Here is a 17253-nt window from a genome sequence, read left to right as displayed (position 1 = left end):
ACGCGGCGTGGCGTGATCAATCCGCACGGCTGACATGCGCCCAAGGAATGTCTGCAAGGTGGGCCCGAAAACTTGACTCCTTCGGCAAAGGCATTGCTATGATCGCGCGGCTTTTGCCGGCCAGCGTCTTTGCAGACTCCAACAAAAAAAGGGAGGAGGTTCGATGAAAGATATTGATTGGGTGATCGGGCGTAGCCGCCTTGCGGGGTGTGCCCGCCTCGCACCCCGCGGCAAGAATGCCCATGGCCATCGACGGGAGCCGATCGATCCGCTGTCGATGCCAGTTCTGCGCAGTATCTCCAGGCCCAGGAGTTGAGCGGTGGAGGCCCGGTGGATGCCCTGGGGCAAGTTGAACCGCCTGTCCGATGGGCGCGTTCTCATCCATCCGCTGTTGGACCACATGGCCGATGTGGCGGCGGTGCTGCACCGTTTGCTGGTGATGCCAGCCGTTCAGCGTTCGCTGGATCGCGCAGCCGGACGCTCTTTGAGCGACGTGGACCGAGCGCGTTTGGCGGTCCTGGCCTTCCTGCACGACATCGGCAAGGCGAATTCCGGCTTCCAGGTCCGCTACTGGCGCGAGCGCGCCGACCGTCCACGCTGCTGGCTGCCGCTGCCGGAGTGCGGCCACGGCCCCCAGGGCTGGGCATTGTTTGACGACTGCCTGCACGGCGCGCCGCGCATCCTTGCGGGCTTGCCGCTGGATCTGATGGACTCGTGGGGTGAGGCCGTCCTGCCGCTGCTGCGCGCCAGCATCAGCCACCATGGACGCCCCACGGGCGCCGACGCTGCCGAGGCCATCTGGCAGCCCGTGGCCGACGGGCCGCGAACGATCTACGACCCGGCTGAAGCGGTCGCTGCGATGGGGCAACGCATCCTGGCGCTTTTCCCCCGAGCCTTCGATGCGCATGCGTCCGAGTTGCCGACCGCGCCCGCATTCGCACACCTGTTCGCGGGCCTCGTTCAACTGGCCGACTGGCTGGGCTCGGACACGCGTGAAGGGTTCTTTCCCTATACCCAGGCCAGGGAGGATCGCGCTGCGACCGCACCCCGGCGGGCACGCCACGCATTGCAGGCGCTCGGGCTGGATGCCGGTGACGCCGCTTTGCGCCTCGCGTCGACAGGCTGCGACTTCGCGCAGGCCTTTGGTGTACCGGGGGTCCGTCCGATGCAGGCTGCAATGGCCGACGACAAGTTCGGCCCGGTCGTGGTGCTCGAAGCGGAGACCGGCAGCGGCAAGACCGAGGCCGCGTTGTGGCGCTTCCTGCATCTCTGGCGCACAGGCCGCGTCGACGGGCTGTACTTCGCGTTGCCCACGCGCGTGGCGGCCACGCAGATCTACGAGCGAGTGCAGGCCTTCGTGGGCCTCGCCTGGCGCATGAATCCACCTGTGGCTGTGCGCGCCTTGCCCGGGTACGCTGCGGCGGACGGACAGACCGCCAAGGCGCTGCCGGAATTCAACGTGCTGTGGTCCGACGCACCCGGCGATGACCAGGCCGAGCGCCGCTGGGCGGCGGAGTCTCCCAAGCGCTACCTGGCCGCCACCATCGCCGTGGGCACGGTGGACCAGGCCTTGCTCGGTGCGCTGCAGATCAAGCATGCTCATCTGCGCCACGCCATGCTTGCGCGCAGCCTGCTGGTCGTGGACGAAGTGCACGCCTCCGACGCCTACATGACCCGCCTGCTCGAGCACCTGTTGCGTGCGCACGTGGCCTGCGGCGGCCAGGCACTGTTGCTGTCCGCGACGCTGGGCGCATCGGCGCGGACGCGCTATCTGGGCATTGGCAGCCGCCGTGTCGAGCCGCCGCCCCTGCTGGCCTCTGCCCAGGTCATGCCTTATCCCGCGATCAGTCACTGCACCGGCGACGGGCCGCACATGCTGCCTGTCGAAGGCAACCCGCGCCACAAGACGGTCCACTGGGAGGCGCGGGACATGATCGACGATCCCATGCGCATAGCGGCACTCGCCGTAGACGCCGCAGCGGCGGGCGCGTGCGTGCTGGTGGTTCGCAATACCGTGCCTGCGGCGATCGCCACCTTGCGGGCCGTCGAGGCGCTCGCTGCCTCTCGAAGCCTGGACTGCCTGTTCAAGGTCGCTGGCGTCAGCACCTTGCACCACAGCCGCTTCAGCCGGCAGGACCGTCCCCTGCTCGATGCCGAGGTGCAGGCCCAGATCGGCAAGCAGCGCATGCCGCGCGGCGGGCTCGTCGTGGTCGGCACGCAGACGCTGGAGCAGAGCCTCGACATTGATGCCGACTTGCTGATCACCGACCTCTGCCCGATGGACGTGCTGCTGCAGCGGCTGGGACGGCTGCATCGTCATGCGAGGCCGGGTCCGGATGCGCTGGACGACGACCGGCGCCCCGCCGGCTTCGAGCATGCACGCGCCTGGGTGCTCACGCCGCCGGGGCACGATCTGGCGCCGCTGCTCAAGCGCCAGCGCCATGGGCTCGGGCCCATTCGATTGAAGGGTGAACCCATGGGCGGTGTCTATGTCGACTTGCGCGTGCTCGAAGCCACCCGGCGCCTGATTGGGGCGCAGCCCACGCGCAGCATTCCCGCCGACAACCGGCCGCTGGTGGAGCAGGCCACGCACCCCGAGGCGCTGAGTGCGATCGCGCAGCAGTTGGGAGAGGACTGGGTGCGCTTCGGCATCGAATACGACGGCGCTCTCGCAGCCACCAAGACTGTGGCCAACCTGCACGCGTTGCCTTTTGACAAGGCCTTCGACGATGTGCATTTCCCGCAGGACGAAGGCCGTATCGGGAGCCGCCTGGGCGCCGCTGACCGCATCGTCGTGTTCGATCCGCCCTTGGCCGGCCCGTTCGGTCAGCCCGTCGCACAGTTGGCCATCCGGCACCACTTGCTGGCGCGCGGTCTGCCGCCCGAGGCTCAGGCTTCGGGCGCGATGGCGCTGGGCACCCATGAGGGCTTCATGTTCAACCTGGGTGCGATGCGATACCGCTACACCCGGCTCGGCGTGGAGCGCGTTGCGTCCAACCCTGAAAGGAGCCAAGACGATGCCGCATGACGCCACAACTCCCGGACTGCGCAGAAACCTGCTGAATGAAGCCCTGATTCGCTGGCGCTGCGTGGTCCACGGGGAGTTGCATCGCAGCAGCCTGCCCGAACTCCTCGCCGCGATGGTGGCGGACACGGTGCGCGACTTTCCCGCGCTGCGCCCGCATCAGCGCCATCCCTGGCATGCATTTCTCGCGCAGTTGGCGGCCATAGCGCTGCACCGCGCCGGCCGGGCGCAGCCCTGGACCGATGCCGCCGGCTGGCGCACAGCCCTGCTCGCGTTGACACCGGCCGACACGGATGGCGCGGCCTGGTGCATGGTGGCGCCTCCCGATCGGCCGGCATTGCTGCAACCGCCAGTGCCGGGCGAGCGCATCGCGGCCTGGAAGAACGTGCTGCTCGCCGCGGACGAACTGGACATGCTCGTCACGGCCAAGAACCACGACATCAAGGCTGCGCGAGCCCGCCGGGCCGAGCCTGACGATTGGCTGTTCGCGCTGGTCAGCCTGCAGACACAAGAGGGCTTCCTGGGAGCCGGGAACTACGGCGTCTCGCGCATGAACGGCGGCTTCGCCAGCCGTCCCGGCGTGGGTGTCGCGCCGCCAGGCGCTTGGGGCACGCGCTGGCTGGCAGACTTGACGACGCTGCTGGAGCAGCGCACGACCATCGCAGACCAGCAGGGCCTCGCTGCCGAAGGCGGCCATGCGCTGCTGTGGCTGATGCCATGGTCCGGCGCGGAGTCATTGAGCATGCAGGCGCTCGATCCGCTCTACATCGAAATCTGCAGGCGTGTGCGACTGGATGAAGCCGCAGGCGCTTTGCTGGCTCGCGCCACGGGCAGCAAGGTGGCGCGTGTCGCCAGCAAGGATCGCAACGGCATCACTGGCGATCCCTGGACGCCCGTCGATGCTGCCGAGGGCAAGGCCTTGACCGTCTCGGGCGCGGGTTTCGAGTACAAGCTGATGACCGAGTTGCTGACCGGTGGACGCTTCACGCACGGAGCGGCCTGGCGGCTCGACGGCTGGCCGCAGGACGTGGTGCTGCAAGTCGTGGCCCAGGCCACCGTGCGTGGCCAAGGCAAGACCGAGGGGTACCACGAACGCCGTGTCCCCATCTCACCCAAACTGCGCCGGCGTCTTGCAGGGCCGCAGCGCGTGGCGGTGGCGGAGATGGCCAGGCAGCGCGTGGCGGCCATTGCCGACCTTCGCAAGCTGCTGTGGAGCGCGTTGGTGCTCCTGTTCGCCAATGGCGATGGCGGCGATCGCAACGACAGCATCAGCGACAAGGCTGGTCGTTTCGCCCGCCCCTTCGAACAAGGCGAGGACGCCCGCTTCTTCGACGATCTGGCGCTGGAGGCCGAGGCGGAGGATGCGGACCGCTTGGGGCTGCGCGTGCAGTGGTTGCTGGGCCTGGTGGATCGCGCCGAGCACGTGCTGACCCGGGCCTTCGACGCCGGGCCGCGCAATGGCATGCAACGCTACAAGGCCCGTGCTGCCGCACTGGGGCGGTTTCATGGCGCGCTGCGCGGGGCCAAACCCGTGTTGCCGGACCTCGCCCCTCACTATGCCCAACAGCGCCGCGAAGCCGCGGCCGAACCACGAGGAGCATGCCATGACTGAGCCCCCCATCCAGACGGCCCCGGCCGAACAAGAAAATGTGTCCACTTCGCGCAGTCCCTACGGCGCGCTGGCTGCGCATGTGCAGCGCGCCGGACCGGGCGATTGCGCTGCGCTGGCGCGTCTCGTCCCCGACGCGCTGCGCCCGCACGAGATTGCCGCGCTCTCGCGTGCGCTGCTGTCGGCCGGCTTGCAGCCCGAGAAATGGCGCGCCGAAACCTGGCCGCGCTGGGCACTGATCGCGCACGGCATGGCCCTGGCGGGCCACGACGGCGGCGGCAGGCTGGGCCGGCAATTGGCCCAGGCGGGCGTGGCCGAGTCGCGCGTGACCCGACTGCTCACGGCCAGAGGTGATGCTTTCCGCCAGATGGTGCCGCGCGTGCTGCGCCTGTTGGCTTCCAAGGGAGTTCGGCCCAATTGGTTCGAGCTCGGCGAACTGATCCTCAAAGAAGACAGCAACGAACGCGATGACGCCAGTCGCGCCGAACAGCTCCGCCTGCGCATCGCCGGCCCTTACTTTTCTGCACTTGCAGCCAAAGACTGAGCAACACGAACCATCCTGGGAGAACCTATGACATTGCCTCGCTTCCTGCAAATCCACACACTGCACAACTACCCGGCCGCGCTGCTCAATCGCGACGACGCCGGCTTGGCCAAGCGCCTGCCTTACGGCGACAAGATCCGTACCCGCATCTCTTCGCAATGCCTGAAGCGTCACTGGCGCACGGCTGACGATGCCTTTGCGCTGAGCCGCCTCGGCGTGGGCATGGCCGTGCGGTCCCGTGGCACGCCGCGCCTGATCCGCGACCGTCTCGTTGCTGCCGGCGTGACAGAGCCACTGGCTCAGCTGGCTGTGGAGGGTTTGCGCGCAGCCGGCCTGGTCGACAAGGCCAAGGACCTCAAAGGCGATGAGGCGTTGGAGACGGGCCAGGCCGTGCTGCTCGGACACGCCGAGGTGGACTATCTCGTCCAGCGCTGCGCCACACTGGCGGCCGAACACTCCGAAGAGAAAACGCTCAAGGCCGCGATCGCCGGGTTTCTGAAAGACGAGAAAAAGAACATCGAGGCGCTGCGCCTGGGCAGTGGCCTGGAATCTGCGATGTTCGGCCGCATGGTCACGTCCGACGTGCTGGCCAACCGCGATGCCGCCGTCTACGTGGCGCACGCGTTCACCGTGCACGAGGCGCAGGTCGAGAACGACTACTTCACCGTGGTCGACGACCTGCTGCAGGAGGCCGGCGAGACCGGTTCGGCCGGCATCTTCGATACCGAGCTGGCCAGCGGCCTGTACTACGGCTACGTGGTTGTCGATGTTCCGCAACTCGTCGCCAACCTCGAAGGCGTGAGCATCAAGGAGTGGCGCAACGGCACGCCGGAGCAGCGTGCACTCGCCGGCCGCGTGGTGCAGCATCTGCTGCACCTGATCGCGACCGTCAGCCCGGGCGCGAAGCGAGGCTCGACCGCGCCCTTCGAGTGGGCCAAGTTCATGTTGGTGGAGGCTGGCGACTGGCAGCCGCGCAGTCTGGCCGGGGCTTTCCAGAACGCGCTGCCGCAGGGCGAGCCCGCGCTGCGCAAGGCGGCGGTCCAGCGCATCGCGGACGAGATCGCGCAGATGGACGCGGCCTACGGCGCACCGCTGGCGCGGCGCTACCTCGCGGTGGATGACGTGCAGGTGCCAGGTGCGGAACGCCTGACACTGCAGACGCTGGCCGAATGGGCGCAGACCGCCGTCGTGCGTGCGGAGGCTTGAGGTGATGCGTCATCTGGTGCTGCGACTGGCATCGCCGCTGATCGCCTTCGGCGGCGAGACCATTGACAACCAGGGCGTGATCCGTGACTTTCCGGCGTTGTCGATGCTGACGGGGTTGATCGCCAACGCCCTGGGCTGGGATCGTGCGGAGGATGCCTTGCACAATCGACTGCAGCAGCGCTTGCGCATGGGAACGGTGCTCGAGCCCATGGCGCGGCGCCAGCGATCTGCTGACGCGGAGCGCCTGGTGGACTTCCAGACGGCTCAACTGAGCGCGGCCGACAGGGCATGGACCACGTGGGGCGAGCCCGAAAAGCGCGGCAGCGGTTCAGGCTCCTACGCGGGGCCGCACCTGCGCTACCGCCACTACCACGCCGAGCTGACGGCGTGGGTCGCGCTGTACCTCGATCCGATGGACGAAGCGCCCACCCTGGACGCCGTGGCTTGCGCCCTGGACCGCCCCGTGCGTCCCCTGTTCATCGGCCGCAAACCCTGTCTTCCCAGCGGGCGCCTGGTGGCTGGTTGGCAGGAAGCAGAGCATGTGCTGGGTGCGCTCCAGGCCTGGGTGCGTCAGCTTCCGGCCGGCGCGCAGGGCTGGCGTGCACAGTGGCCGGAGGGGCAGGGCGAGTTGCGGAGCGACCGGCGAAGCAGTCTGTGCGACGAACGCAACTGGACCAGTGGTATGCATGGCGGATGGCGCCCGGTGCGCGAGGGCCTGCTGATGGCGCCGGAGCCGGCATGAGCGGTGAACCCTTGTACCTTTTGCACACGCAGCCCGACGCGCGCCTGCTGGCCGCCTGGGTAGCGAGGCACCATGCGCGGCATGAGCGGCAGCCGTCGGACCTGGGCGATGCATTGCATGGCCTGCTGCGAGCAGCGTTCGGCAGTGCGGCGCCGCAGCCCTTTCGTTACCTGGACGAGCGCCAGGGGCTGCTGGCCTATACCTCGCTGGATGCGGATGCGATGCGCGCGCAGGTCGCCCTCGCAGATCCGCTGGCGGCGCAGACGCTGGGCCTGGGCGCGACCGACCGCCATGCGGGCTATCGCTTGCGCCCGTTTCCCACTCAGTGGCGCGCGGGCCAGGTGTTGGGGTTCGAGCTGCGTTTGCGTCCGACCGTGCGCGCCGCCAAGGGGGAGCGCGACGCGTTCCTGCACGCCGTGGAGCAGGCGCAAGGTCAGCCGCTGCAACGCCAGGCCGTCTACGTGCAATGGCTGCGCGATCACCTGGCAACGCGTGAAGGTGTGGCGCGGGAAGCCTGGCAGGGCGCGGTCGAACTGCTGGAGGACGTGCACCTCGCAGGGTTCCGCCGCCAGCAGGTCGTTCGACGCACCCAGGCGGTGGGCGCTCAGGCGCGGCGAGGCCGCGTGATCGATGGACCCGATGCCGTGCTCAAAGGGCACCTGCGCGTGCGCGATCCGGCCGCGTTCGCGCACTTGCTGGCACGCGGTGTGGGCCGGCATCGGGCTTTCGGCTTCGGCATGTTGCTGTTGAGCCGGCCGAGCTAGAAGGCGCAAGCAATGCTCAAGGGTCGGCTGGGGCTGGAAACCGCTCGCATCCCGCATGCGGACCGCCATGGCTTGCTGTGGTTGTCGCGCGGCGAACTGTGCGTGATCGACGGCTGCCTGCATTTCCTGCGCGGGCGAGACAGCCTGACGCCGACGATGGACCAGATACCGCACCAGGCGGTGTCGATGATCCTGCTCGGGCCGGGCAGCAGTGTCACGCACGACGCGCTACGGCTGCTGGCGCGGCACGGGACGCTGATGGCGGCGGTGGGAGAGGACGGCGTGCGCAGCTACACCGCGCCGCCGCTCCTGCCAGACCGCTCGGACGTGGCGCGGCGCCAGGCCGAGCTGTGGGGCAATCCGCGCCGTCGCATCAGCGTGGCGCGCCACATGTACGCATTGCGGCTGGGCGAAGTGCTGCCGCACCGTGATCTGGACACCCTGCGCGGCATCGAAGGTTCGCGTGTCAAGAACTTCTACAAGCTGATGGCCGAGAAGCACGGCATTTCCTGGAAGGGGCGCAACTACGACCGCGCCAACCCCAATGCCACCGATCTGCCGAACCAGGCCATCAACCATGCGGCCACGGCCGTTCAGGCGGCTGCGGCCATCGCCGTCCAATCGCTGGCGGCATTGCCGCCGCTGGGGTTCATCCACGAAGACTCTGGGCAGTCCTTCGTGCTGGACATCGCGGACTTGTTTCGTGACACCGTGACCTTGCAGATCGCCTTCACAGCGGCCCGGCGCGCGGAGGAAGTGGACGACACGATCGATCGTCTGGTTCGACGCGAGGCGGCGGCGGTGTTCCGGAAACAGCAGGTGATCGGCGCCATGATCGACCGCATCAAGCAAGTCTTGCGGATGGATGAGGTGGGAAATGGCGCTGGTGATGATCGTGATCCGTGATGTGCCCGATCGATTCCACGGCTTTCTGTCGTCGACGATGCTGGAGGTGGCGCCCAACGTGTTCGTGTCGCCGCGCATGAACCCTGGTGTGCGTGCGCGTGTTTGGGGCGTGATGAGCGACTGGCATCGGCAGGAAGGCAGGGGAAGCCTGGTGATGGTCTGGCGCGACATGAATGCCGTGGGAGGTGTTGGCATCGCCAATCTTGGCGATCCGCCACGGGAAATGTTCGAGGCCGATGGCACTTGGCTGGTGAGGCGGCGTGCAGGGCCCGCTGGAAACGCTCTTTAAAATTCCGGATCGGTTTGCTGGTTTTCTCTTGCGTGACTTGGACTTGCATGCGAGAGGTTGCCCCGCGTGAGCGGGGATAGGCCCTGTAGAGAGGTTCTAAGTGGCAATCACCGTCCGGTTGCCCCGCGTGAGCGGGGATAGGCCCCTGCGCGGTGCCGACCTGAGCGGTGCCAACCTGGTTGCCCCGCGTGAGCGGGGATAGGCCCTGGACGGTGGCAGCGGCGCCGCACTCGCAACGGGTTGCCCCGCGTGAGCGGGGATAGGCCCCTCAGACTTAGACCGTGGTTCGGTCATGATCTGGTTGCCCCGCGTGAGCGGGGATAGGCCCGAGCCGGTGAAGTGGGATCGGGACACGCTCAGGGTTGCCCCGCGTGAGCGGGGATAGGCCGCGCAAGGCATCGGCCAAGGGCTACACGTACGCGGTTGCCCCGCGTGAGCGGGGATAGGCCCTTTTCGCTCATCTCAATTCCTCAAGATAGTTAGGTTGCCCCGCGTGAGCGGGGATAGGCCCGAATCTACAAGGCCGACCAAGCAAAGCTGGTGGGTTGCCCCGCGTGAGCGGGGATAGGCCCTGGCCGCCACGTGGACGCCAGATCCGTCCGACGGTTGCCCCGCGTGAGCGGGGATAGGCCCGAGGGCGACGTCGTCACCCTGGCGGCCCTGACGGTTGCCCCGCGTGAGCGGGGATAGGCCCGACTCGCTGATCAAGGCGCAGCGCTGGTCCGCGGTTGCCCCGCGTGAGCGGGGATAGGCCCTCCGGCAGCATCGGGCTGTAGATCCCGCGCTTGGTTGCCCCGCGTGAGCGGGGATAGGCCCTGGTCGCGCAGGATGGTGTTGATCACGCCGTCGGTTGCCCCGCGTGAGCGGGGATAGGCCCTGGACGACGATGCCGCGGCGGTCCTGGCCGGCGGTTGCCCCGCGTGAGCGGGGATAGGCCGTATTGGGCACGATCAGCCCTTCAACTACCATCGGTTGCCCCGCGTGAGCGGGGATAGGCCCCGCCGCACCCACACCGGCTCGGGCCGCTACAAGGTTGCCCCGCGTGAGCGGGGATAGGCCCCATCAAGCAAATCGTTGGCACGCGCACGTCGCGGTTGCCCCGCGTGAGCGGGGATAGGCCGCGTTCGGGCACTAGGGGCCGCTCTCCCTCTGGGGTTGCCCCGCGTGAGCGGGGATAGGCCCGTAGTAAAGGTCGTCGGGTCGGGCGTCACAACGGTTGCCCCGCGTGAGCGGGGATAGGCCCCGCCCACATCAGCACCGCCTCGGCGAGGACCAGGTTGCCCCGCGTGAGCGGGGATAGGCCGCAGTCCTGCGCGCTCCGACAGGTCCACCACCAGGTTGCCCCGCGTGAGCGGGGATAGGCCCGCTGCGGACGGATCGGTAGACGCTCCATCCACGGTTGCCCCGCGTGAGCGGGGATAGGCCCTCACCCCTGGATCAGGCCCTGGATAGAGCAGCGGTTGCCCCGCGTGAGCGGGGATAGGCCCGAGAAGTACCAGTGTCATGGGTCAAAGTCACCGGTTGCCCCGCGTGAGCGGGGATAGGCCCACTGGCGTCCGGATCAAGACTGGCGATGCGACGGTTGCCCCGCGTGAGCGGGGATAGGCCCGGCGGAATAGGCGTTCTGCGCGCTCATCCCTCGGTTGCCCCGCGTGAGCGGGGATAGGCCCACCTCGACCCGCGCCGTGAGTGGGACCGGGCAGGTTGCCCCGCGTGAGCGGGGATAGGCCCACCTCGACCCGCGCCGTGAGTGGGACCGGGCAGGTTGCCCCGCGTGAGCGGGGATAGGCCGGACCCGGCGCCGGGGTATGCAAAGAACTGCGTGGTTGCCCCGCGTGAGCGGGGATAGGCCCTACGGCGGCGCTTCCATCGCGTGGCAGATGGGGGTTGCCCCGCGTGAGCGGGGATAGACCCCTGCGCGGCAGTAAGAGCGAGATCGCGAGATTGGTTGCCCCGCGTGAGCGGGATAGGCCCTCGACCAAGCCTGATTGGAGTCAGATGGCCGCGGTTGCCCCGCGTGAGCGGGGATAGGCCCCATAGCGGCGGAAAAGATAGTCAAGCGATGTAGATTGCCGGTGAGCGTCCAGCGATCCCACCTTGCGTCTGACGCCGCACCTTCGGAGGATGGCGTCCACCTATTCTTGGCGGACGCCTATGCATCCCAATATTTCCAGTCGCCGAGTCCACAGTGCCGAGCTCAAGGCGCGGATCCTGGCCGAGTGCCGACAGCCCGGCGCTTCAGTCTCTGGCGTGGCCATCGCGCATGGCCTGAACACCAACGTCGTGCGCAAGTGGCGTCCACCTAATTTTGGCGGACACCCATGCATCCCCATCGCTCCAGTCGCCGGGGGGACGCCTCGCATCCCGTACCTGCTACCTGAATCCCGGCTCACGGTCCGCAGGCCCGCGAGCAGCTCGGTGTGATCCGTCAGCCGCTCCGCCATCGGGTCGGCGCTTGCGTCCGGGTGACGAATCACCGAATCGGGTGCGCGTGAGCAGCCCACCTGCTCTACGACGCCGATCGCCTGATTGCCGGGTACGACGCGGCAGGCAGCACCATCCAACACGCGATGTGCACGGTCCCAGGCACCGACGAGCCGATCGTGTGGTAGGAGGGCTCAGGCACCACGATCATGAACTGGCTTTACGCGGACCACCTGGGAGGCATCTTGGCGACCCGAAAAAGCTGCCCCGCACCAGCGAAGGTCGGCCCAACGCGCCTCAGGCGCTGCCCTTGCCCACCATCTCGATCAACCGCATCAGCGCCACCGACGGCGCCCCGCGCCACACCAGGTGCGTGCGGTTGCGCCGGATGCGCTCGGGCAGCGCGTGCTGGCGCACGTCGGCCGTGGCCCGCAGTGCCTTGAGCACCGACAGCGGCACCACCGCGAAGCCGGTGCCCGCCGCCACGCAGGCGATCATGGCCTGGTAGGAAGAGAACTCCAGCGAGCGCGCCGGCACCACGCCGCCCTTGCCCAGCCATTGCTCCAGCAGCCGCCGGTAGGAGCAGCCCTGCGCGAAGGCGATCAGCGTGCTGCCGGCCAGGTCGCCGGGGCGCGTCACCGTTTCGACGCTGTGGGCAGTGATCAGCACCAACTCTTCCTCGAACACCGCCAGCGTCTCCAGGCCTTCGGTGGAAAAGGGCTGCGAGACAAAGGCGGCCTCGATGTCGAAGGCTTCCACCCGCTTGATCAGTGCGCCGGTGGTGCCGCTGACCAGTTCCACCACCACGCCCGGGTAGCGCTTGTGGAAGCGCGACAGCACCGAGGGCAGGCGGCTGCCCGCCGTGCTCTCGAGCGAGCCCAGCCTGAAGGTGCCCAGCGGCTGCTCGCTGCGCAGTTCGCTCTCGGCCTCCTCGGCCAGGCGCAGCAGGCGTTCGGCATAGGGCAGGAGCTTGCGGCCCGCCGGTGCCAACGCCAGCGATCGGCCGTCGCGCAGAAATAGCTTCTGGCCGAGCCGCTCTTCGAGTTGGCGGATGCGGGTCGTGACGTTGGATTGCACACGGTTGAGCCGGCCCGCGGCGCGGATCACGCCGCCTTCGCTGACCACGGCGCGGAAGATCTCCAGCGAGTCCAGGTCGATCGTTCTCATAAAAGGAATCTTCGTTCTCGATAATTCATTTGTGCCACCGGGCCATTCTGCGTCTAATGGACTCCCATGTCGAACCCCATCCATCCTTCGCTCAGCCTGCCGCGGCCATCCTTCACCGCCCTCTGGGTGGCCGGCCTGGTGGCGCTGGCGGTCGCGATGGGCATCGGCCGCTTCGCCTTCACGCCCATGCTGCCGTTGATGATCCGCGCCGGCAGCGCCGACGTGGCCGCCGGCGGGTGGCTGGCCGCCGCCAATTACGCGGGCTATCTGCTGGGCGCGCTCAGCGCCGCACGCCTGGGCCTGGCGCCGCAACGCACCGGCCTGGTCGCGCTGGGGCTGGTCGCGGCCTCCACGGCGGCCATGGGCTGGACCGATTCGCTCGCCGCCTGGCTGCTGTGGCGCTTCGTGGCCGGCGTGGCGAGTGCCTGGGTGCTGGTCAGCACCAGCGTGTGGTGCCTGGCCTGGCTGGCGCGCCACGAGCGGGCCGCCGGCCCCGGCCTGCTCTACGCCGGCGTCGGCACCGGCATCGCGCTGGCCGGCCTGTACTGCTGGCAGGCCGGCGCGGCGAACACGGCACCGGAGGCGCTGTGGCTGCAACTTGGCGCATTGGCGCTGGCGGGCCTGGTGCTGGTGGCGGTGCTGATGCCGCGCGGCATGCCCGATGCGCCCGTGGGCGTGGCGACCGCAGCGGCCTCGGGCGGAGGCGGTGTCTCCTGGGGCCTGGTGCTCAGCTACGGCCTGCTCGGCTTCGGGTACATCCTGCCTGCCACCTTCTTGCCGGTGCTGGCCCGCGCGGTGGTGGACGACCCGGCCGTCTTCGGCGCGGCCTGGCCCGTGTTCGGCGCCGCGGCGGCGGCGTCCACGCTGCTGGCGAGCCTGGTCTTCCCGCGGATGGAAAGGCGCCAGTTGCTGGCCGGCAGCCATGCGCTGATGGCACTGGGCTGCGTGCTGCCGGTGCTGCACCTGTCCGCGCTCACCGTGTTGCTGGCTGCGGTGCTGGTGGGCGGTACTTTCATGGTCGCGACCATGGCCGGCATGCAGGAGGCGAGGGCGCGCAGCGCCGGTGACCCGACCCGCGCGCTGGGCCGCATGACGGCCGCCTTCGCGATCGGGCAGATGGCGGGGCCGATGTTGTCCTCCGCGTTGAGCGGCCGGTCGCAGGGCTTCGGCGGCCTCTTCGTCGCACTGGCCGTGGGTGCGCTGGCGCTCGCCGGGAGTGCCGTCTGGCTGTGGCGTGCGCGATGATCCAGGCTTTCGCTTTGTCTTCGTTGAAAAGGAATCCATCATGATCGAACAAGGCCATAGCCGTCCCTGGGCCGAGCGCCTCCCGATGCCCCAGGCCGACACCATGGACGAGGCCCAGCGCAAGGCGGCGCAGGCACTGATCGATGGCCCGCGCAAGGGCGTCTTCGGCCCCTTCCTGCCGCTGCTGCAGAGCCCGGCGCTGATGGAGCGTGTCGGCAGCGTGGGCGAGTACCTGCGCTTCGACAGCCGGCTCGATGCCCGCGTGCGCGAGCTCGTCATCTGCGCAACGGCGCGTCATGTGGGCAACCAGTTCGAATGGCTGCTGCACGCGCAGGCGGCGATCAAGGCCGGCGTGAACGCGGAGGCCATCGAGGCGCTGCGCCTGGGCCGTCGCGCCGCGCCCCTGGCCGAGGACGAGCAACTCGCGCTCGACTTCGCGCTCGAACTGCTGCGCCACAACGGCGTGAGCGAGCCCACCTATGCGGCCACCGAGGCGCGCTTCGGCCGGCAGCAACTGGTCGACCTCAGCACGCTGGTCGGCTACTTCGTGATGGTGTGCTGGGTGATGAACGTGGCGCACACGCCGGCCAAGCCTGCCGAAGGGCAGCAGGGGCTGGACGGGTTTCCGCTCTAAGGTCGCCGCGCCTACTTTGTGGCTGCCACCCGCGCGGCCGTGTCGCCGGTGCCGATCCAGCGGGTGATCTTGCCGTTCTTGACGTTGAACACGTGCACCCACTCCGTCTCGAACTCCTTGCCCTTGGGCAAAGGTTTGGCGCGTTCCCAGCCGAGCACGGTCACGTGCTCCGGCCCTTCGAGGAATTCGCGCGGCTCGAAGCCTTGGATGTCATCGGATTCCGCCAGCATGCCGAACCAGGCCTGCACTTGCTGCTTGCCGGTGAACTTCCCGGCGTAGGAGATGCCCGCGGCCTCGCCCGCATAGAAGCGCCAGTCCACGTCATCGCTCAGCAACGCGAGGATTCCCGCGATGTCCTTGCGTCCGAAGGCAGCGTAGGCCTGCCGGACGATGTCGGTCGGTGTACCCATGATGCGTCTCCTTTGGAACTGGAGGCTTGAAAGTCTAGTCACGCACTCTCGATTTACAACGCCAAGATGTTCGCACCGCAGTGCGCCGTCACAGGCCGTTACCAGCGTCGCCGCGTGCCGCGCCGCTGGATTTGGCGTCCAATGGCGTGCGCGGTTCGTTCACCGCATACGAAAAGGAGAGATGTCCCATGGCCGATCGAGAGTTCGACGATTTCCGGCCGGCGCGAGAGTCCTCGTTGTGGATCACCGTCGTGCTGGTGGTGCTGGCGCTCGGTGCCGGCGCTGTCTGGTGGCGATGGATGCACCAGCAGCCTGTTGCCGTCGATGCCCTTCCCGCCGTCAGCGCGCCCGAGCCCGAGGCGCCCGCACCCGTTCCGGCCGCAGCGGCGCCCACGGAGCCGCAGAATCCGGTGGACACCACCGCCGACGCAGCCCTGCCCAGGCTCGACGATGCGGATGCCACCGTGCGTGCCGCGCTCGCCGAACTGCTCGGCGCGAAGGCGGTCGGCAACTTCCTGCAGACCGATGCCTTCGTGCCCCGTTTCGTCGCCACCGTGGACAACCTGCCGCGCGAACATGCAGCCGCGCGCATGCGGCCGGTGCAGCGCATGCCCGGGCGCTTCGAGGTCAGCGGCAAGGGCGAGGCGCAGACCCTCAGTCTGGACAACGGCGCGCGCTACACACCCTTCGTGCTGTTCGCGGAATCGGTGAATGCGCAGAAGGCGGCTGCGCTTTACCAGAAGCTCTATCCGTTGTTCCAGCAGGCCTACGTGGAACTGGGCTACCCGAACCGGCATTTCAACGACAGGTTGGTGACGGTGATCGACCACCTGCTGCAGGCGCCCGAGCCGGCCACGCCACCGCAGCTGAAGCTGGTCGAGATCAAGGGCGAGGTCCCCTCGGAGCGGCCCTGGGTGCACTACGAGTTCGTCGATCCGGCGCTGCAGTCGATGTCGGCGGGCCACAAGATGATGGTGCGGGTGGGGCTGGTGAACGAGCGGCGGCTCAAGGCGAAGCTCAGGGAGTTTCGCGGGCAGATCGCAGGCGGAGCGCTGGCGAAGAAGTAGAAGGCGCCGCCGGTGGCCGCGGCCCTGGCGCCCGGTTTGCCAACATCCGCGGCATCGGATTGGAGGCGGTTCACATTTGAGGGGTGGTTGTGAGTCGTGGCCGTGCATGCGCGAGCGTGCCGGCAACATTTGACGGACAAGAAACGAGATTCTCTTTGGCGGGGTTTGGACTACAGTCCGCGCCACGCCAAAAAAACACAGGGAATTCATGAGAACGAAGAGCTTGGCTGCATCGCCAGCGCACGCATCGAGATCGCACGCATCGATGCCATCCCATCGCCGTCTTCCGGCGCGGATGTGGAGCCGCACAGTCCTTGCCGCTTGCCTTTGCACCGCAGTGCTCGCCGCCCATGCCGGCTCGGTGAATTTCACGTATGACGCGCTGGGCCGTTTGGCCAGCACCGTCTACACCAGCGGCGCTTCCACCACCACGATCACCTACAGCTACGACGCTGCAGGCAATCGAAGCTCGGTGGTGACCACCACGCCTTAGCAGACCGGCTGGTCTTGCTCTCGCTGCTGCACGCGCGGTGCGTGCAGCCAGTTCTCCAACAAAAACTTCCAGGGGGTTCCCATGCCCAAGCTCGCGCGCGCCTGCGCCGTTGTCGTGGCCGTTGCCACATCGCTTGCCGGCGGCATCGCTGCCGCGCAGATCCAGAGCGGCAATGCTCGCAAGACTGCAGCGCCTTCCATTGCCCTTGGTGTTCCGGCAGCCGCTGCCAATGCGAACTCCAATGCGACAACGAAGACCCACCTCAGCCAGCGCTCGTCTTCCAGCACGGCGACACGCTCGGGCAGTCCCGTGGCCTTCACCAGCGGCCAGCCTGCGCTGCAGTACCAGCCGGCCGACCTGCCCAGCACCAAGGACCCCGTGCGGCGCGAGGCCGTCAAGGAGGGGGCCAAGGATGTTGGCACTACCACCCGAGGCACAGGCGCCACCACGTCGACCAGCACCGAGTTCGCCCCCGCCCCCGGGGTCCTGCGCGCCAACATGCCCCCCGTCACCTTCGCCGAGGCCGAGCGCGTGCTGTCCTCGCGGACCCTTCCTGGCAACGTCAACCAGGGCACCACCGCGGCGCGCAAGAGCGACATCGGCAAGCTCTCCACGCGCAGTACCTCCGCCGCCAAGATCTCCGGCGACGCCAGCCCCCTGGGCCCGGCCTCCATCGCCGAACTGGCCCGGTCCCTGCGCAACCACCCGGACCTCATCTACCAGTACGT

General features: G+C 68.3%; 16 protein-coding genes and 1 CRISPR repeat array. Of the genes, 14 read left to right on the top strand and 2 right to left on the bottom strand.

From position 1 onward, the window contains the following. The first annotated feature begins 334 nt into the window (after positions 1–334). The 9 genes from cas3 to ABEA07_RS28680 all read left to right on the top strand — a co-directional run bounded on the left by cas3 (position 335) and on the right by ABEA07_RS28680 (position 11509). Positions 335–3028, top strand: a complete 2694-nt coding sequence (cas3, locus tag ABEA07_RS19255) for a CRISPR-associated helicase Cas3' (protein ID WP_345539833.1) — start codon at positions 335–337, stop codon at positions 3026–3028. Then, a complete protein-coding gene (locus ABEA07_RS19250) occupies positions 3018–4637 on the top strand; it encodes a type I-E CRISPR-associated protein Cse1/CasA (RefSeq protein WP_345539832.1) in 1620 nt (539 codons plus the stop codon). The genes cas3 and ABEA07_RS19250 overlap by 11 nt, the downstream gene beginning before the upstream one ends. Beyond that, positions 4582–5178 (top strand): type I-E CRISPR-associated protein Cse2/CasB, encoded by a 597-nt coding sequence (gene casB / locus ABEA07_RS19245; RefSeq protein ID WP_345539831.1) that lies wholly within the window; start codon positions 4582–4584, stop codon positions 5176–5178. Before ABEA07_RS19250 ends, casB begins: the two co-directional genes overlap by 56 nt. Before the next feature lie 27 nt (positions 5179–5205). Beyond that, the gene (gene cas7e / locus ABEA07_RS19240; protein WP_345539830.1) at positions 5206–6384 is read left to right on the top strand and encodes a type I-E CRISPR-associated protein Cas7/Cse4/CasC; all 1179 of its coding nucleotides are present in this window, start codon (positions 5206–5208) and stop codon (positions 6382–6384) included. 4 nt (positions 6385–6388) lie between these two features. After that, positions 6389–7126, top strand: a complete 738-nt coding sequence (cas5e, locus tag ABEA07_RS19235) for a type I-E CRISPR-associated protein Cas5/CasD (protein ID WP_345539856.1) — start codon at positions 6389–6391, stop codon at positions 7124–7126. Further along, positions 7123–7890 (top strand): type I-E CRISPR-associated protein Cas6/Cse3/CasE, encoded by a 768-nt coding sequence (gene cas6e, locus ABEA07_RS19230; RefSeq protein ID WP_345539829.1) that lies wholly within the window; start codon positions 7123–7125, stop codon positions 7888–7890. The genes cas5e and cas6e overlap by 4 nt, the downstream gene beginning before the upstream one ends. Before the next feature lie 12 nt (positions 7891–7902). After that, a complete protein-coding gene (gene cas1e / locus ABEA07_RS19225; RefSeq protein ID WP_345539828.1) occupies positions 7903–8796 on the top strand; it encodes a type I-E CRISPR-associated endonuclease Cas1e in 894 nt (297 codons plus the stop codon). Continuing rightward, complete coding sequence (gene cas2e, locus ABEA07_RS19220; RefSeq protein WP_345539827.1) at positions 8768–9085, top strand: type I-E CRISPR-associated endoribonuclease Cas2e; 318 nt, start codon at positions 8768–8770, stop codon at positions 9083–9085. The genes cas1e and cas2e overlap by 29 nt, the downstream gene beginning before the upstream one ends. Before the next feature lie 55 nt (positions 9086–9140). Continuing rightward, positions 9141–10999: a CRISPR direct-repeat array (repeat unit 29 nt; unit sequence GGTTGCCCCGCGTGAGCGGGGATAGGCCC). A gap of 210 nt (positions 11000–11209) precedes the next feature. Continuing rightward, positions 11210–11509: a transposase gene (locus tag ABEA07_RS28680; RefSeq protein ID WP_425584158.1), complete on the top strand. Its 300-nt coding sequence runs from the start codon at positions 11210–11212 to the stop codon at positions 11507–11509. Positions 11510–11806: 297 nt separating this feature from the next. On the opposite strand, the gene ABEA07_RS19215 is transcribed toward ABEA07_RS28680, so the two are convergent. Beyond that, a complete protein-coding gene (locus ABEA07_RS19215) occupies positions 11807–12676 on the bottom strand; it encodes a LysR family transcriptional regulator (RefSeq protein ID WP_345539826.1) in 870 nt (289 codons plus the stop codon). Between the two features lie 66 nt (positions 12677–12742). Here ABEA07_RS19215 and ABEA07_RS19210 point away from each other — a divergent pair, with 66 nt between their 5' ends. Next, positions 12743–13921 carry a YbfB/YjiJ family MFS transporter gene (locus tag ABEA07_RS19210; RefSeq protein WP_345539825.1) on the top strand — a complete coding sequence of 393 codons (1179 nt, stop codon included), beginning with the start codon at positions 12743–12745 and terminating at the stop codon, positions 13919–13921. 40 nt (positions 13922–13961) lie between these two features. After that, the gene (locus tag ABEA07_RS19205) at positions 13962–14555 is read left to right on the top strand and encodes a carboxymuconolactone decarboxylase family protein (protein ID WP_345539824.1); all 594 of its coding nucleotides are present in this window, start codon (positions 13962–13964) and stop codon (positions 14553–14555) included. An 11-nt stretch (positions 14556–14566) separates the two neighbouring features. Here ABEA07_RS19205 and ABEA07_RS19200 read toward each other — a convergent pair whose 3' ends face one another. Further along, positions 14567–14965, bottom strand: coding sequence for a nuclear transport factor 2 family protein (locus tag ABEA07_RS19200; protein WP_345539823.1), 399 nt, complete (start codon positions 14963–14965; stop codon positions 14567–14569). A gap of 188 nt (positions 14966–15153) precedes the next feature. Here ABEA07_RS19200 and ABEA07_RS19195 point away from each other — a divergent pair, with 188 nt between their 5' ends. The 3 genes from ABEA07_RS19195 to ABEA07_RS19185 all read left to right on the top strand — a co-directional run. Beyond that, positions 15154–16032 carry a DUF3014 domain-containing protein gene (locus ABEA07_RS19195; protein WP_345539822.1) on the top strand — a complete coding sequence of 293 codons (879 nt, stop codon included), beginning with the start codon at positions 15154–15156 and terminating at the stop codon, positions 16030–16032. 361 nt (positions 16033–16393) lie between these two features. Next, positions 16394–16525, top strand: a complete 132-nt coding sequence (locus ABEA07_RS19190) for an RHS repeat domain-containing protein (protein ID WP_345539821.1) — start codon at positions 16394–16396, stop codon at positions 16523–16525. Positions 16526–16606: 81 nt separating this feature from the next. After that, the coding region (locus ABEA07_RS19185) for a hypothetical protein (RefSeq protein ID WP_345539819.1) at positions 16607–17253 on the top strand (647 nt) is incomplete at its 3' end.

The organism is Variovorax defluvii (genome assembly GCF_039541515.1).
Classification (GTDB): domain Bacteria; phylum Pseudomonadota; class Gammaproteobacteria; order Burkholderiales; family Burkholderiaceae_C; genus Variovorax; species Variovorax defluvii.
Note: the sequence above shows the minus strand (reverse complement) of the source record. Positions and strands in the feature narration are given on the sequence as shown.